Source organism: Ureibacillus aquaedulcis, assembly GCF_030418165.1.
GTDB classification, from domain to species: domain Bacteria; phylum Bacillota; class Bacilli; order Bacillales_A; family Planococcaceae; genus Ureibacillus; species Ureibacillus aquaedulcis.
The window spans coordinates 347,921-363,652 of the sequence record NZ_JAUHTQ010000002.1; the positions used below are offsets into that span (position 1 = coordinate 347,921).

Genomic DNA, 15,732 nt, shown 5'->3' on the forward strand with positions numbered 1-15,732 from the left:
ATCCCTTTCAAATATGAATGAACTTTTCACAGTTCCCTTTACACCAACCAACCGATTGGCAGGATTTTCATAATATTATTTTTTGAAATGTTTGTCAATATTCGAAAACAAGTAATCATTCTTTCGTTAACTCTTTGCCTTCTTTTTCGAAATATGAGTGACTCCGATTTGAACCCGATATTGTAGGGGTTTTTATTTCGGGACCATCACTTTCCGAAATTCTTCTAAAAAAGCTTCATAATGCAAGTTGACGGCTATTCTCGTTCTTCCCTTTTTACTGGTTGGTCGATAGTCAATATAAGACATTCCCTTTGCTTCCGAATCCTCTATAACTTTTGCATCATAGTGTATGTAGTCAACGATCGCAGGATTGATAACTATCATAACAGTCAAAAGATCATGAATTGGAGCTCCAGGTATACCAGGAACAGATTTTTTGTAGAACTCATAATAATATTTGAAAATAGGATCCATCATGAAAGCATAAGCATTTTGCTTGTTTTTAGTAATATCATTTACTATTTCTTGTGTAAGAACAGCAGATTGGGTAACGTTTAATGGTGTGATGACCAGATTATGTGCATACTTTAAAACGAAATTGGAAGAACTCGGATCACCATAGAAATTGGCTTCCGCAAGTGCAGTTACATTTCCCGGAACGAAAAAAGCACCACCCATAACATAAAAAGAATGGACCATCTTCATTTGCTCGGCAAATAGTGTGAATGCTGTAGCCAGAGAAGTGGAACGGCCGGTATCTACTATAATAAGCTCATTCTTATGCTTTTCTATTATCACGCGGATGCTGTCAAAAGGATAAATCTGATATTGAAATCGGCTAGGTGGTTGAATGGGTCCAATACCATTTCGTCCATGAATTTCAGGATAAAATGTCGTATCTTCCTCTTGTACCGGCATAGAAGTTCCAGGGATAATAGGAATATCGCTTCTTCCCGCTAATTGCAACAGGTATGCAGCATTAGCTGTTGCTTGGTCTTTTGTTACATTCCCATAGCTTGTTACGATACCAACCAGTTCAATTTCTGGTTCTAGTATGCAATACATGATGGCCAAGGAATCATCAATTCCCGGGTCACAGAATAAAAGTATTTTTTTCGCGATAGATAGCCCTCCTCTCCCCATATATATTCCATTATTGAGCGGTCATGCCAAAAGGATAGAAACAACATTAAAAAGGCATTAATCCGTCTTGGATCAATGCCCGTGATTATTCGATTTACTGATTTTGCTACAGCACTTTAGAGCTAGTATCCCTCTTGGTCTCCTTCTTTAAGCGAAGCTTTTGCCTTAAGGTCGGCATCTTCAACCTTTTGGAAGCCTTTATCTAGTCTCCCGGCATTTTCGATATCACCGGAAGCCTTATAACCTCCTACTTCTGCATTGGAAGTTGTCCCAAAAAGCTCCATTCCACCTAATTCTACATTGATTCTTTGTTTGTCGTTTCCTTTTTGTTTACTCACTATCATCACCTCTAAAATGTAATATGCCCAAAAGAGGTAATAATATAGTGAAATTGAATAACATTTTTTGGCCAAGTATTCACTTGATACTAGTGGCCATAAACATTGAGGCATCTTGATTCATAAAGATACTTCTACCGTGATGGAAAGTTTTTATTTCTATGGATTTAAAGCCGGCTTCAGATAATCTTTCTTCTAGTTCATCATGAGAAAAGCCATTGTGAACTTTCGGGTGACTTATTTTATCGTTTTTGTCAAAATCAATGATGATTAACTTGCCACCAACATCTAATATATTGGATAATTCCAGTAATATTTTATTGGTATCTGGAACATGAAGCATGACAAGTGACATTAAAACTATGTCCGCCTTCAGTTTAGGAGTGTCCCTAGTAAAATCTGCAAAAAGTACTTTAGTGTTCGTAATACCTTCATGAGCTATTTTAGCCTCAGCCACCTCCAGCATCTGTTTGGAGGAATCAACCAACAAGACAGAATCTACTAAATCGGTTAATTGCAAGCTAACCAAACCGGTCCCACTTCCATAATCCAATAAAGAGCATGCTTTACTATTTCGTAGTTCTTGTCTTACTTCCTTCACTATAACTTTAGCTAATTCAATTCTTTCTTCAGTATCATATCTTTTTGCCATTTCTTCAAAAACACTTTTTTCCATATTCTTTCCACCTTATGATTATTCGGGTTCATCTTGGTCGATAGTTGAGATTAAAACTTATATTCGTAAAAGAGCTTTTTCACCATTAGTATGAGAACTACTTCAGGATTGATGCCTTGTAGAATTTTATTTAGTCTTAAGTTTATATCCAATGTAAAGAATAATAAACCAAATAGGTGCAACAATTAATGCGATTCGCATATCGTCTATAAATGCCATCATGACAATGACAAATGCCAAAAAGATCAATGCTAAATAAGTTGTAATGGGATATAAAGGGACTTTAAATTTCAACTTCTCAATTTCCTTATTCGTTTTTGATTTTCTGAATTTCGATTGAGTAAGCAGGATAATCGTCCAGCTGGTAATAACTGCAACCGTTGCAACGGCAGAAATATACAAAAATACTTTTTCAGGAACAATATAATTCAGAACAACTGCCACTAGCAAAATGAATGATGAAAACAAGATACCCCGTCTTGGACTGCCATTTTTATGAAGATTTCCGAAGTATTTTGGACCGTTATTTTGATGTGATAAATTGTATAGCATCCTACCCGAACTGAACAAGCCACTATTGAATGCAGACAAGGCTGCAGTGATGACAACAAAGTTAATGATATGGGCAGCACCGGGAATACCGACATTATCAAAGATTAATACAAACGGGCTGCCATTCATCCCGACTTCATCCCAAGGGTAAAGAATCATCATAATTCCTAATGCACCAATATAAAAAATCAAGATTCTCCATACTACATTATTGATGGCAGAAGGAATCGATTTTTCCGGATTTTTCGCCTCACCGGCTGTAATTCCGACTAATTCTACTCCCCCAAATGAAAACATGACAAGAACCAATGACAATAATATACCTTCTATTCCATTTGGCATGAAGCCACCGTGAGCCCACAAATTATCCAAACCGATTGCCTGGCCGTCATTTCCTAGTCCAAGGAAGATGATTCCTAATCCAAGCAAAATCATTCCGATAATGGCCACTATTTTTATCATCGCAAACCAGAATTCAAACTCTCCGAAAGCTTTGACATTCGCAAGATTGATCAATGTTATAAGGATCAGGACCACAAGTGCTGTCAACCACTGCGGGATTTCCGGGAACCAGTAATTCACATAGACGCCAACTACCGTTATTTCCGCCATTCCGACCACAATCCACATAAACCAGTAGGTCCACCCGGTTAAGTATCCCGCAAATGGGCCTAAATATCGGTTTGCATATGTACTAAATGACCCCGATACAGGTTCTTCTACCGCCATTTCACCCAACGCCCTCATAATCGTGAATATTACCAATCCCCCAACTAAATACGACAATAAAATAGATGGGCCAGCCATTTGGATGGTTGCACTGGAGCCATAAAACAACCCGACTCCAATCGAACCGCCAAGCGCAATTAACTGGATATGCCGATTGTCCAAACCCCGCTGTAGTTTCTTGCTGTTATCTTCTGTAATCATTCAATTAACCCCTTCAAATCTATTTTAATATTGCAAGTCTATAAGAAAAAAGATAAAAAAAACGCCCTTCTGGATTAACCAAAAGGACGATTCAACTCGTGTTACCACCTTAAATTCATAAGCAACTTACATTGCTTAACTTAGTAAGTACAGCCAAATGACGATACTTCAGCACATGATGACGGGTGCTTTACCGGTGTAGCCTACTAAGGAATCCCATTCGGTACACAGCTCCAAGATGAATTCGCAATCGTTCAACACGCACCTCTCATCGACCGGTAACTTTCTGTTTGTTTAGTGATTGCTACTATTTCTTATCATAGCTTTTATTCTTATTATTCGAAATGTCTTGAACAAATCATTGTTATGCAAATATTAATTATTTACAATTCTAGCGTTTTATTTAAGTTTGTCAATCTTATTTTGAATCTTCAACACTTTCGGAAGATTTTTGAATGAACTTCGAGTTAACTAATTCATTTTTAGGTATTAAGCTTTTAAATATAATATCTATTATTTAATTAAACGTATAAATTTTTTTTTACCGATTTGCAGCACTTCGCCGGACATTAACACTCGATCCAAATCATGTTCACTTAATCTCTCTTTATTGAGTTGTATGCCATTTTGCTTAATTAGGCGTAAAAATTCACTTTTGCTTTTTACAAGTTTTCTTTCTACAAGCTGAGGAATGATATCTAAAATTGTTTCTGCTCCGATTTCAATTAATAGCTCCGGGATTTCATCAGGTATTCCTTTGTTGCTGAAAGCTGTTTTGAAATATGCCATCGCTCTTTTTGTTTCTTCTTCTCCCCAGTATAAACTAGTGATAATTTTTGCCAGTTTTAATTTTATATCTCTTGGGTTTATCCCTTGTTCTAGTTCGTACCGAATGTTGTCTATATCATCCGGATGTTCGTCCGTTGCTAATTCAAAGTATTTGATGATAAATTTATCCGGCACTTCCATCACCTTCTTGAACATGATTTGTGAAGGTTCATCGACTCCAATGTAATTTCCGAGACTTTTGCTCATCTTCTCTTCACCATCAAGCCCTTCAAGCAATGGCATAAAAATTGCCACTTGTTTCTCTAGGTCCCAGTGTTTTTGAAGGGTGCGCCCCATCAGAATATTAAAGGTTTGATCGGTCCCCCCTAATTCGATATCTGCAGAAATCTCTACTGAGTCGTAAGCCTGCATCAGTGGGTAGAAAAACTCATGAATTCCGATTGGAACTTGATTTTTATAACGATTTTGAAAGTCATCCCGTTCCATTATTCTGGCAACAGAAGTAGTGGCTGCTAGTTTTATCACTTCTTCAAATGTTAATTTTGACAGCCACTCACTGTTAAAACGTACAATTGTTTTTTCAGCATCCAGCACTTTGAAGATTTGTTTACAGTATGTCTCCGCATTCGCTTTAACCTGTTCATCACTTAAAGCTACACGTCCTTTTGCTTTTCCTGTAGGATCACCAATTCGTCCCGTGAAATCACCAATGATAATCACCACTTGATGCCCTAGATCTTGCATCTGTTTAATTTTTCTTAATACGACGGCATGACCTAAGTGAATATCGGGAGCAGAGGGATCAAGCCCTAATTTAATGATTAGCGGCTTTTGTGAATTGTAGGATTTCTCTAGTTTTGCAAGCAACTCTTCTTGCCCAACAATTTGCTGAGCACCCTTCATTATGATTTTTAATTGTTCTTCAGGTTTTACAAACATACTAACATCTCCTTGGAATATTATTTCTAATATTGCAAGTTCTATAAGAACAAAGAATTAAAGATAAAAAAAACGCCCTTTTGGATTAACCAAAAGGACGATTCATCTCGTGTTACCACCTTTAATTTATAAGTAATTCACATTACTTACCTTTGAAAGTACAGTCAATGGACAATACTTTTAGCACATGGTTACGGGTGCCTCACCGGTGTAGCCTACTAAGTACTTCTTTTCGGTACACAGCTCCAAGATGTATTCACAATCGTTCAACATGCACCTCTCATCAGCCGGTAACTTTCTGTCTGTTTACATGATTGCTACTCTTTCTTATCATAGCCTTTGTTCTTATACTCCGAAATGTCTAAAACAAATCTTCGTTATGCAGATATTAATTGTTATTCATTTTAACTTTTTATTTCATTTTGTCAATATTAAAAAAATTATTTGTGATAGTGGCTGGAGTTATTCTGGAAGTGGTAGGCATTATCGGTAAAAGTGGCGAGATCCTCGCATAGTCCCGTAAACGAAGCTGCTTGAAGTAAAAGCTATTTGTTTTAGGTGAATGTATCGAGAAAATGATAATATAAATAGATTATGAGTGATTGAAAATTAATAAGAATAACGTGTAATTTTTCGAAGTGGCGAGATTCTCACAAAAACCCGAGACATTTAGCGTTACAATACAAAAAAAGAGTGTCCTTTCAGCACTCTTCCACTAAGGTTACCTATTTTATTCAACTTCGTAGCCTTGATCATCAATTGTTTCTTTAATCTGGTCTAGTGTAACTTTTTCATTATCGAATGATACAGTTACTTGACCTTCCTCCAGATTAACTTTTACTTGTTCTACGCCTGCTAATTCGCCTACGCTGCCTTCAACTGACTTTACACAATGCCCACAAGACATGCCGTTTACATTTAAAGTTACATTTTCCATCCTAATTTCCCCCTATTTTTTCATTAATTTTTGAATCGTTACAATGACTTCATCCAGAACTTCTAAATCACCTTCATTGATTCGGTCCACAACGCATTCTTTCAAATGATTTTCAAGAAGCATTTTAGCTACACCATTTAATGCGGACTGGGCTGCAGATATCTGTGTAATCACATCGTCACAGTAAGTGTCTTTTTCGATCAGACCTTTTATGCCGCGGATTTGACCTTCAATACGATTCAGCCTTGTTACGAGATTTTTCTTAGTGGCATCCGTATGATGACTTTTCCGCTCATTGGAACTTGAACAGCATGAATCAATATCCATTTGCAAATCTTTATTTAGTTGGAGTTCCATTTCAATTTCTCCTTTATCCACTTTGTGATTACGCTGCACCCTATATCTAAACTTTAGCATACCCCCACACCCTATGTAAAGTGATAAAAATTGCCTTTCTTTAAATAGGATTCTTCATTCGAGCTGTCTCTTTCGTGAACCTACCAGGTAGTTCATTACCTCATCAGATTTCTTTAATATATCTCATTTATTAATAACAATCGATAATTGATAACCAACATAATTATTGCTTAATCCTGTCAAAAATTCATCCAACCTATCGTTGGATTGAAACCTGCATTCTAAAAGGTAGCAACTATCCCCGCTGACTTTAAAATTATTCACGACGTTTTGTTCATATCCCTTCAAGAATGATAGATAAGGTTGATGGTTCGTACTTCTCGTATAAATATGTATTATTGCATGTACAAGATATCCTAATTTTGCTTGATTAACTTGAATCGTGTAGCCCTCAATAATACCCATATCCTCTAGTTTTGCCACTCTGGCTGATGTGGCTGGCCCAGTTAAATGGACTATTTCTCCCAATTCTTTCATCGTAATACGACTGTTCCTAGAAAGTTGTTCCAAAATCTGCATATCTGTTTGATCCAACATTTATTTAACTCCTTTCATTAATAAAGTCAAAGAAGCAAAACACTTTATTTTATCCATGTATTATTAAATTTGCCATAGTATACAATATACATTGTTCACAGCAAATCTAAAAATAAAAGGAGTTAATTGACATGAATATACAACAAATTCGCAATGCAACATTGGTCGTTGAGTATGCAGGCAAAAGGTTTTTAGTAGATCCGATGTTGGCGGAAAAAGGTACTTACCCACCTTTCCCAAATTCACCGAGACAAGACCAAAAAAATCCGTTGGTAGGTTTGCCATCATCCATTGACAATATTATTCAAAATATCGATGCAGTCATCGTCACTCACCTACATTTAGACCACTGGGATGATGCAGCTAAAGAGGCATTGCCAAAAGAGATTAAATTATTTGCTCAAAATGAAGACGATGCAACTGAGATTCGAAATGCTGGCTTCCAAAATGTAGAGGTTTTAACAGAAGATACTGTCTTTGAAGGCATCCAATTAATGAAAACAAAAGGCGAGCATGGAAGAGGCGAAATCTTGAAACTTGCTGGTTTAGTATGCGGTGTTGTCTTTAAACATCCAGACGAAAAAACATTATATATCGCTGGAGATACAATTTGGTATGATGCCGTTCACGAAGTAATCAACACATCAAAACCAGAAATTATTGTAGTGAATGCAGGCGATAACCAATTCAATGAAGGCGGTTCTCTAGTTATGGGGAAAGAGGATGTATTTGAAGTTTATAATGCTGCACCAAACTCGAAAATTATTGCAGTCCACATGGAAGCAGTAAATCACTGGGGATTATCCAGAGAAGAATTAAAAAGCTTCATCAACGAAAAAGGAATGACATCTAGTGTATTGGTTCCGGATGATGGTGAATTTTACGAATTTTAAATCCACGGGTAATTTCTAAATATCCTTAATTATTAAAAAGAGATCCTCGACGGGTCTCTTTTCTATGTTTATCTATCTGCATAAACCTAAAAAGGCAACCCATTTTAGCGGGTTGCCTTATATCTTACTTAATCGAGGAAACATGCTCTTCCAATCGGTCCCAGGTCTCCCTGATACCTTGCTCCATGCCCATATCCAAAACGCTTCTTAGAGCTTCTTCGGAAGGATATACCGCACGATTTATCAGTTTTGTTTTTCCTTCAACTTCTTCAAATAATAAAGTGCTTTCTGTTGAAGGCATACCTTCTACTTCATTACCCTCGGCATCTGAAAAGTAATCAATATAAACTATTTTTTCATCCTGCACAATTTCTTGGTAGACTCCCTTACCCCATGATTCAAATCCATAAAAGTCACCTTGATTCTCGTCGATACACTTCATGCAATAATGCCAGATGCCATCAACCCGAAAATCAATATGACAATATGTCAACATCCACCCGCGAGGGCCCCACCATTTTTTCAAATGCTCTTCTTCTGAAAAAGCTTTGAATAGAAGTTCTTTCGTTGCATTAAATTCACGTTCCAATACGATTGTGTTTCCGTCCATAGCAGTGATCATTTTGTATCCTCCATATGCTCTTTTATTTTGATAGCTTTTGTGCGTTCAATAGAAGGTTAATGGCTAATCTCTTACTATATTCTCGAAAACACTCCCATTTCCTTCACATTGTTTACTAAATTAGTAAACTCAACTAAATTTTGTAGTTTTTCCATCAACCGGCATCACCGGAAAAAGTTTACGATTTAATGATGGAATATATATAACCAAGAAAATGGAGCGACCCAAACTAAATACTATGAAGGCCAACCATAGCCCATGGTTTTGAAGGGATGGAACGGATATATATAACACGGATAGAAAAACACCTAATGCATATACCATTGAGTTCCTGATTGGTTTTGCCTCGGTAGCACCAACAAACACACCATAAAGAACCAGGCCCAAGCTCGCCGATAAGGGAAATAGGAGAATCCATAGTTCATAGGTTCCAATCAATTCAATGACACTCTGGGTCTGTGTAAATAGCGGTATAATCAACCCTTTACATAAGTAGAATAAAGCTGTTATTAGAAGGGCAGAAATAATCGCCCACTGGAAAGTTAATGATACCGTTCTTTTATACAAGTCTCTATCCTGTGAACCTATTGCTTTACCAACATAAATACTGGATGCATTCGCGAACCCATCAAAAGCGTAAGCCATCATGTAATGGATTTGAATCAGTACAGCATTCGCAGCCAATACTTCCGTTCCATAAGCGGCGCCCTTTGCTGTAAATAAATTAAAAACAACTAGTAAACAGAACGTTCTTATCATTAAGTCTCGATTCATTGCCACCATCTTTTTAAAGGGTTCCGGATTTAGAATTTCTCCTCTGGAAGGGAAACGGAATGATTGAGGAAGCAATTTAATTATTATGATCCCACTTAATAGTACAGTGGCTATTTCAGCTATAAGTGTGGCAGCAGCTACTCCGGATACTCCCCATGAAAAGACCTTCACAAAAACAATAGCAAGTATAATGTTAATAAGATTCATAAGGATTTGAAGGGTCAATGTTAATTTTATACGAGCTCTTCCAACCAACCAGCCCATCACGACATAATTTGCCAATGCAAATGGAGCTCCCCAAATCCTGATGGAATAATACTCTGATGCGAACTCATAAACATCGGAAGCAGGACTCATAAAAGCAAGAGTCACATTTAGAATTGGCCACTGAAGAATAAGAAAGATCATACCTACAAGCAAAGCAATAAATAAAGGCCTAATAAGTGCCAATAACTGCTCCTTCTCGTCATTTGCTCCTTCCGCCTGTGCTGCAAACCCGGATGTACTAACTCTTAAAAAGCCAAACAACCAGTAGAGTGTATTAAAAATGACAGTACCGACAGCCACACCACCAATATAAGCAGGATTGGGCAACTGGCCCACTACTGCCATGTCTACTACTCCCAATAAAGGTGTGGTTATCATCGAGATTGCAAGTGGGATTGCTAGGGCAAGATAGGTTCGGTGATTCACCGGAACACCTCCATAACTTTTTTCTGTAATTTCCCCTCTTAATCTATAATTAACTTAATTCATCAGTAGATTAATGGAAGTTAATCTTGATTCTCCCACTTTACGCCTAGTGCGTTTTTCGAATAATTATATTGTCAACCTAGAAGATGGAAATAAGTTCTTTTGTATATTGGTGACGTTCGTTATCGAATAAATGGTTGGTTTCAAATTCATCAACTAATCGGCCTTCTTTCATTACAAGTATACGTTGACACATTTGGCTCACAGCAGCAAGGTCATGAGAAATAAACAAGTATGAAAGATTTAAAGTTTTCCTGAGCTCAGTTAATAAAGTAAGCACTGCCTTCTGTGAGATAACATCCAGGCTTGCGGTTGGCTCATCTAAAACAATCAGCTCAGGTTCAATGCTTATTGCACGAGCAATTGTAACCAGTTGCCTTTGCCCACCACTTAATTCATGGGGATATTGATCTGCTAGATGAGATGGCAACCCAACAGCTTCCAATAATTGTTTTACAAAAGCATCCTTGGATGTGTAGGAAAAATAACTAAGGTCAAGTTCCTTTTTATATTGATTATAAGGGTCAATAAGTGACTCTTTTACTTTCAACTTGGGGTTTAAAGCGGCGGAAGGATTTTGAAACACAATTTGCATCTTTTTACGGAAAAGATGTAAATTTCGTTCATTAAGGTGTTCAATTGCTTGATTCCCGAAATAAATTGAACCACTATCAATCGGTTCAATCCGCAACAAACAGCGAGCTAACGTACTTTTGCCACAGCCGCTCTCCCCAACCAGCCCAAGACACTCACCCTTTTTTAGGTCAAATGAGACATGATCGACTGCTACTTTATCAGCTTGATAAAATTTGGTTAACTCTTTAATAGTGAGTAGACTCATCTTTCTTCCACCTCCTCCAAACCCGATGGCAGACCTTGATCTAATATTGGTGCAGCTTCGATTAATCGTTTTGTATATTCATGTTTCGGATGATCGAGTATTCGGTGTTTCCCCCCGGACTCAACAATCTCCCCTTCCCTCATGACAGCTAAACGACTTGCATAACGCCTCACATGACGCCAATCATGCGTTATGAATAAAATGGCACACCCTGTTTCTCTTTGTTTCTTTGCGAGCAGCTCCAAAATCCGGTGTCCGGAAACACTATCAAGGGCGGTTGTTATTTCATCTGCAATCAGTAAATCCGGAGATAGCATAAGTGCTATCGCAATAGATGCTCGCTGAAGTTGTCCCCCACTTAACTGAAATGGATATTTATCGTACAAATTCTCATCTAAACCGACAGATTCCAGTGCATGGATTGACTCTAGTCTTCTGCTTTTTGCATCCAGTTCACCATGAGTCCTATGATACTCATCAAAGTGCTGACCAATCGTCCTAAATGGGGTAAAAGAGCCTTGATAATCTTGAAAAATATATGCCACTTTTTTCCCTCGAATTGATTGGAATTGTTTTTTTGTTAATGAAAGCAACTCCAATCCTTTAAAATAAATTTTTCCTTCCACCTTCAGATTTGCAGGAAGCATTTGACCTATTGCCTGTGAAAGCAAGCTTTTACCGCTTCCGCTTTGGCCCACTAGTGCAAACCATTCGCCTTCTCCTACAGAAAGCGATACATTATCTACTATTTTCTTTTTGCTGCTGCTAATTGATACCTGTTCAATTGATAAAATCACTGCTGCACCTCTTTTTTTACATCAAAATGATCGCGTAGATAATCGCCTGCCATATTTGTTAATAACACAACCACCACAATAGCCAATCCTGGGAATATCATTAGTTCAGGTCTCGATTGGAAATACGGTCGGGATTCATTTAACATCGCTCCCCATTCAGGTGTTGGGGGCTGTACACCAAGACCTATGTACGAAAAAGCCGAGATGAGGAGAATAATTTTGCCGAGATCCAGACTTGCAAGGACGAGTACATGGCCAACGATATGAGGAAATAGATGCTTTCGTATAATCTTTGCTGAAGAAAGTCCATTAGTACGTGCAACTAACACATATTCTTTTTGAGATTCAGATAAAACCGTACTGCGAACAAGACGCGCATAGTTCACCCATTTAACCAAGATAATGGCGAGTACTAAATTACCAATCCCCGGTCCGAGTAAACCACTTAGAACAATAGCTACTATAGTGTCGGGAAAGGCTAAAAATCCATCCCCAATACGCATAAATAAACGATCAACCACACCACGTTTGTATCCCGCAATGAGACCAAAGGGGACTCCGATTATAAGTGCAGAAATAAGTGCCAGTAAACTAAAACCTATCGTCTGCTGTGCACCTAGCAACAGTCTGGTTAAAACATCCCTGCCAAGCTGATCCGTACCTAATGGGTGCTGGATGCTCGTTCCCAGAAGTCGATCATCCAGGTTTGTTAAATTTGGATCATGCTGCAAATAAACAAATGTATATATGACTACTAATATGATAAAAAGTAGGCCTAGTAAAGTCACTAATCTTGGCAATCTAGACTTCTTCGATTTTGGCAGACGCAAAGATAATCCACTCATCGATTTGTCCCCCTCTCTTTAAGTTTCATTTCGGGATTTAAAGATCTATAAGAAAGATCCACAAATGTATTTACGACAAAAACAACAATTGCCATGATTAAAATATATCCTTGTATAACTGGATAATCACGTTGTCGTATAGCTTCAACAACGAGTTTTCCTAATCCTGGATATGCAAACAATACTTCAATTACTACAACCCCGCCAATCAGGCTGCCTAAACTCACCCCAAAAACGGTGATCACCGGAGGAAGGCTATGCCGAAAAGCATGCATCAAAAAAATACGCTTCTCCGATATCCCTCGTGCTCTTGCTGCACGGATAAATTCCTGACTGAGCGAGTCCAGAAGACTGGATCGAAGCAAACGAACATATACACTAGAAATAGCCAGACCAAGTGTTAATGACGGCAGTATTAAGGAGGTGAATCCATCTCTCCCCATGGTCGGCAGCCAGTTTACACGGACACCAAATAGTTCGATTAAAATAAGGCCAAGCCAAAAACTTGGGATAGCAGCACCAAGAACTGATAGGGTCCTGCCAAATTGATCAATCCAGCTATTACGGTATAAGGCCGATAGCGATCCTAGTGGTATCGATATAACCAGCATCACAGTCAATGCACCAAAAGCCAATTCCATTGTCGCCGGCAGCCCCGTTAGTATCATATCCATTACAGGCTGGCCCGTGACATAAGATACACCGAAATCAAGTTGAACAAATTTCAGCAACCAAAGCCCGTACTGGACGAGCAATGGTTCGTTGAATCCCATTTCTTCTCTCAGTTCCTCCACTTGCTCTTGATTAACAGATAGTTCATCGACATTCAAAATTGTCAAAACAGGATCACCTGGTGCAAGACGAACAACCAAAAAGCTGATAAAGGTAATAAATAACATAAAAATAAGGATTTCAGAAAATTTTCGAGCAACAATTCGGAGCATCTACTTCACATCCAATAGATTAGTAATCATGTAATATTCACTCTTTGCAGTCACCCAATTCTCAACTCTGTTTTCGTTATAGGCAACAATCGTAGAAGGATGCAGGACAAAAGAATTAATGACATTTTCATGTACATAATCTGCTGCCTGCTCTGCAAGTACTGCTCGTTCTTCCTGTCCAACGGTTTGGTTGAGCTTATCGATGATGGCAGTGAGTTCAGGCTCATGAGCACCACTAAAGTTGAGGGCACCAGTTGGATGATAGGTAGCATTTAAATAATAGCCCGCATCCCCCCGTGGGGCTGTTAAATTACTATAGGTCGCCAAATCCCAATCTCGGTTGGACGCCATATATTCTTCGGGAATATCAATTTGGCGAAGTTCTACATCAATTCCAATTTGTTTCGCATCAGATTGAAAAACTTGAGCGATTAATGGCAAATCCGCTCTCGCACTATAAGTTAAAAGAGTAAATTTAAGCTGTTCTCCATTTTTTTGCATTTTTCCATTTTCCAGAGAATAGCCCGCTTCTTCCAAGTACTTTTCCGCTATATGTGCTCCCGTTTCGCTCTCCTCATAAGATGGGGCAAACGGCAGGGATGGTAAAAATGGGCTGACGGCTGCCTCACCATAACCTAAAAGGATATTATCAACAATTTTCTGGCGATCAATCAATGCATCAATTGCACGACGAACATTAATGTCCTGCAGGCTTTTTCGCTCCATATTCATCGTCATCTGATGAACACGGAAAGTCGCAGTAGATTCAACTTTCAGGTCATCCATTGTTTCCAGGGATTCCAGGCTCTCTACCTCAGGACGGTAGACAATATCTACTTGCCCCGACTTCAGAGCAAGTGAACGGGCATTAGCATCTTCATTAAAAGAAAATGTGACTGAATCTAAATTGGAAGCACCATCCCAGTAATCATCATAACGATCAAGCTCAAGTTTGCTTCCTGGTGAAAATGACTTCAATACAAAGGGTCCTGTACCAACTGGATTATTGACAATATCCTGTTCTGTTACATCAATAATTGATACATTGGGGTTAACTAGCTCAGAAATAAATTCCGGGAAAGGTTCCTTCGTCGAAATATGTAATGTATACCCATCCGCTTCGATTTTTTCAATTTTGAGCGCATTTTGAATGGCAACACTCTCCTGCAGTGCCCGTTCAAGGGAAGCTTTCACTGCTTCTGCATCCATTTCTTTACCGTTTTGGAATGTAACATCTTTACGTAGTTGAATCGTCCAATGTTGACCATCCTCCCCTTCCCAACTTTCGGCGAGCCAAGGGGCAACAGTTAAATTTTCTTCATCCAATCTTACTAATGTTTCCGTTATTCCAGCTCTTAGTGGAACATAACTTGAATCAACATGGGGATCTAATGAATTAGTGGCAAAATTATAGAGAAAATTGATATGCCTTTCCTGAGAACTTTCTTCAACGGAACCTTCCGTTGATCGGTTACAAGCACTTAACAAGAAAATACATAAAAACAAGCTACCTACTTGAAGCAACTTACTTCCCAAAAATTTATGGGAACCCTTAAAAATAGTGAGTTGATACCCACTCTTTCCTTTAATAGATTTCATAGAAACCTCCTCTTACCTTTTTTGTTTTTTAAACCGTAATCATTACGCTTTGAATTATATAGTAATGATTACGATTTATCAAGGAGAATTTTTCCTCTCCAAAACTAAAAGCAGCGGAACTTTAAATGTACTTCTTTACAGTAAATTCCTAAATTTAATTTCTAATCAAGGTTGAATAAGTAAGTCGTCTGCATTCTATATAACTATGTAAAGACCAGAATAGCTCTATTATTTAATTATATTTCTTGAAAAAACTTAAAGGATGATTACGGAAATAGAATAAAACAAAACAAAAGAGAAAGCGGTACTTCACTTTCTCTTGATTATTTCAGCAAATCCTATAACTTAAAACTGAACTACATAGAAACAATAAGGATATGGTCTTCTCCGCCTTGAAATCGATAGT

Annotated in this window: 16 protein-coding genes and 2 other annotated features; of the genes, 1 reads left to right on the forward strand and 15 read right to left on the reverse strand. The window is 38.0% G+C overall.

Annotated elements, in window-relative coordinates; all coding sequences use genetic code 11:
* Positions 1 to 192 precede the first annotated feature (192 nt).
* From QYB95_RS04295 to QYB95_RS04330, 8 genes are all read right to left on the reverse strand, one after another.
* Positions 193 to 1,143: a nucleoside hydrolase gene (locus QYB95_RS04295; protein ID WP_301136911.1), complete on the reverse strand. Its 951-nt coding sequence runs from the start codon at positions 1,141 to 1,143 to the stop codon at positions 193 to 195.
* A 122-nt stretch (positions 1,144 to 1,265) separates the two neighbouring features.
* Positions 1,266 to 1,481 (reverse strand): hypothetical protein, encoded by a 216-nt coding sequence (locus QYB95_RS04300; RefSeq protein WP_301136912.1) that lies wholly within the window; start codon positions 1,479 to 1,481, stop codon positions 1,266 to 1,268.
* A gap of 79 nt (positions 1,482 to 1,560) precedes the next feature.
* Positions 1,561 to 2,157, reverse strand: coding sequence for a class I SAM-dependent methyltransferase (locus QYB95_RS04305; RefSeq protein WP_301136913.1), 597 nt, complete (start codon positions 2,155 to 2,157; stop codon positions 1,561 to 1,563).
* A 126-nt stretch (positions 2,158 to 2,283) separates the two neighbouring features.
* Positions 2,284 to 3,639: an amino acid permease gene (locus QYB95_RS04310; protein WP_301136915.1), complete on the reverse strand. Its 1,356-nt coding sequence runs from the start codon at positions 3,637 to 3,639 to the stop codon at positions 2,284 to 2,286.
* A 79-nt stretch (positions 3,640 to 3,718) separates the two neighbouring features.
* Positions 3,719 to 3,969 (reverse strand) — a binding site (T-box leader).
* A 183-nt stretch (positions 3,970 to 4,152) separates the two neighbouring features.
* On the reverse strand, positions 4,153 to 5,367 hold the full coding sequence (gene tyrS / locus QYB95_RS04315; RefSeq protein WP_301136916.1) for a tyrosine--tRNA ligase: 1,215 nt from the start codon (positions 5,365 to 5,367) through the stop codon (positions 4,153 to 4,155).
* A gap of 90 nt (positions 5,368 to 5,457) precedes the next feature.
* Positions 5,458 to 5,710, reverse strand: a binding site (T-box leader).
* Between the two features lie 387 nt (positions 5,711 to 6,097).
* Positions 6,098 to 6,304: a copper chaperone CopZ gene (gene copZ, locus QYB95_RS04320; RefSeq protein WP_301136917.1), complete on the reverse strand. Its 207-nt coding sequence runs from the start codon at positions 6,302 to 6,304 to the stop codon at positions 6,098 to 6,100.
* Positions 6,305 to 6,316: 12 nt separating this feature from the next.
* Positions 6,317 to 6,661, reverse strand: a complete 345-nt coding sequence (locus QYB95_RS04325; protein ID WP_301136918.1) for a metal-sensitive transcriptional regulator — start codon at positions 6,659 to 6,661, stop codon at positions 6,317 to 6,319.
* Between the two features lie 183 nt (positions 6,662 to 6,844).
* Positions 6,845 to 7,258, reverse strand: coding sequence for an Lrp/AsnC family transcriptional regulator (locus QYB95_RS04330; RefSeq protein ID WP_301136919.1), 414 nt, complete (start codon positions 7,256 to 7,258; stop codon positions 6,845 to 6,847).
* A gap of 131 nt (positions 7,259 to 7,389) precedes the next feature.
* Between QYB95_RS04330 and QYB95_RS04335 the strand changes: the two genes are divergently transcribed.
* Complete coding sequence (locus tag QYB95_RS04335) at positions 7,390 to 8,151, forward strand: MBL fold metallo-hydrolase (RefSeq protein WP_301136920.1); 762 nt, start codon at positions 7,390 to 7,392, stop codon at positions 8,149 to 8,151.
* 124 nt (positions 8,152 to 8,275) lie between these two features.
* On the opposite strand, the gene QYB95_RS04340 is transcribed toward QYB95_RS04335, so the two are convergent.
* The 7 genes from QYB95_RS04340 to nikA all read right to left on the reverse strand — a co-directional run bounded on the left by QYB95_RS04340 (position 8,276) and on the right by nikA (position 15,326).
* Positions 8,276 to 8,773 (reverse strand): SRPBCC domain-containing protein, encoded by a 498-nt coding sequence (locus QYB95_RS04340; RefSeq protein ID WP_301136922.1) that lies wholly within the window; start codon positions 8,771 to 8,773, stop codon positions 8,276 to 8,278.
* Between the two features lie 129 nt (positions 8,774 to 8,902).
* Positions 8,903 to 10,240: an MATE family efflux transporter gene (locus tag QYB95_RS04345; RefSeq protein WP_301136924.1), complete on the reverse strand. Its 1,338-nt coding sequence runs from the start codon at positions 10,238 to 10,240 to the stop codon at positions 8,903 to 8,905.
* A 139-nt stretch (positions 10,241 to 10,379) separates the two neighbouring features.
* Positions 10,380 to 11,141 carry an ABC transporter ATP-binding protein gene (locus QYB95_RS04350; RefSeq protein ID WP_301136926.1) on the reverse strand — a complete coding sequence of 254 codons (762 nt, stop codon included), beginning with the start codon at positions 11,139 to 11,141 and terminating at the stop codon, positions 10,380 to 10,382.
* Positions 11,138 to 11,938, reverse strand: a complete 801-nt coding sequence (locus tag QYB95_RS04355; RefSeq protein WP_301136927.1) for an ABC transporter ATP-binding protein — start codon at positions 11,936 to 11,938, stop codon at positions 11,138 to 11,140. The genes QYB95_RS04350 and QYB95_RS04355 overlap by 4 nt, the downstream gene beginning before the upstream one ends.
* A complete protein-coding gene (gene nikC, locus QYB95_RS04360; RefSeq protein WP_301136928.1) occupies positions 11,935 to 12,783 on the reverse strand; it encodes a nickel transporter permease in 849 nt (282 codons plus the stop codon). The genes QYB95_RS04355 and nikC overlap by 4 nt, the downstream gene beginning before the upstream one ends.
* Entirely contained in the window at positions 12,780 to 13,727 is a 948-nt protein-coding gene (nikB, locus tag QYB95_RS04365; protein ID WP_301136930.1) for a nickel ABC transporter permease, read from the reverse strand. The genes nikC and nikB overlap by 4 nt, the downstream gene beginning before the upstream one ends.
* Positions 13,728 to 15,326, reverse strand: a complete 1,599-nt coding sequence (gene nikA, locus QYB95_RS04370) for a nickel ABC transporter substrate-binding protein (protein ID WP_301136931.1) — start codon at positions 15,324 to 15,326, stop codon at positions 13,728 to 13,730.
* Between the last annotated feature and the right edge of the window lie 406 nt (positions 15,327 to 15,732).

Excerpts from the sequence above, each read along its gene's own strand:
- QYB95_RS04350 (WP_301136926.1), bottom strand. The coding sequence starts at position 11,141 with ATGAGTCTACTCACTATTAAAGAGTTAACCAAATTTTATCAAGCTGAT.
- copZ (WP_301136917.1), bottom strand. The coding sequence starts at position 6,304 with ATGGAAAATGTAACTTTAAATGTAAACGGCATGTCTTGTGGGCATTGT.
- nikA (WP_301136931.1), bottom strand. The coding sequence starts at position 15,326 with ATGAAATCTATTAAAGGAAAGAGTGGGTATCAACTCACTATTTTTAAG.
- QYB95_RS04335 (WP_301136920.1), top strand. The coding sequence starts at position 7,390 with ATGAATATACAACAAATTCGCAATGCAACATTGGTCGTTGAGTATGCA.
- QYB95_RS04340 (WP_301136922.1), bottom strand. The coding sequence starts at position 8,773 with ATGATCACTGCTATGGACGGAAACACAATCGTATTGGAACGTGAATTT.
- tyrS (WP_301136916.1), bottom strand. The coding sequence starts at position 5,367 with ATGTTTGTAAAACCTGAAGAACAATTAAAAATCATAATGAAGGGTGCT.
- nikC (WP_301136928.1), bottom strand. The coding sequence starts at position 12,783 with ATGAGTGGATTATCTTTGCGTCTGCCAAAATCGAAGAAGTCTAGATTG.
- QYB95_RS04310 (WP_301136915.1), bottom strand. The coding sequence starts at position 3,639 with ATGATTACAGAAGATAACAGCAAGAAACTACAGCGGGGTTTGGACAAT.
- QYB95_RS04330 (WP_301136919.1), bottom strand. The coding sequence starts at position 7,258 with ATGTTGGATCAAACAGATATGCAGATTTTGGAACAACTTTCTAGGAAC.
- nikB (WP_301136930.1), bottom strand. The coding sequence starts at position 13,727 with ATGCTCCGAATTGTTGCTCGAAAATTTTCTGAAATCCTTATTTTTATG.
- QYB95_RS04305 (WP_301136913.1), bottom strand. The coding sequence starts at position 2,157 with ATGGAAAAAAGTGTTTTTGAAGAAATGGCAAAAAGATATGATACTGAA.
- QYB95_RS04325 (WP_301136918.1), bottom strand. The coding sequence starts at position 6,661 with ATGGAACTCCAACTAAATAAAGATTTGCAAATGGATATTGATTCATGC.
- QYB95_RS04295 (WP_301136911.1), bottom strand. The coding sequence starts at position 1,143 with ATGGGGAGAGGAGGGCTATCTATCGCGAAAAAAATACTTTTATTCTGT.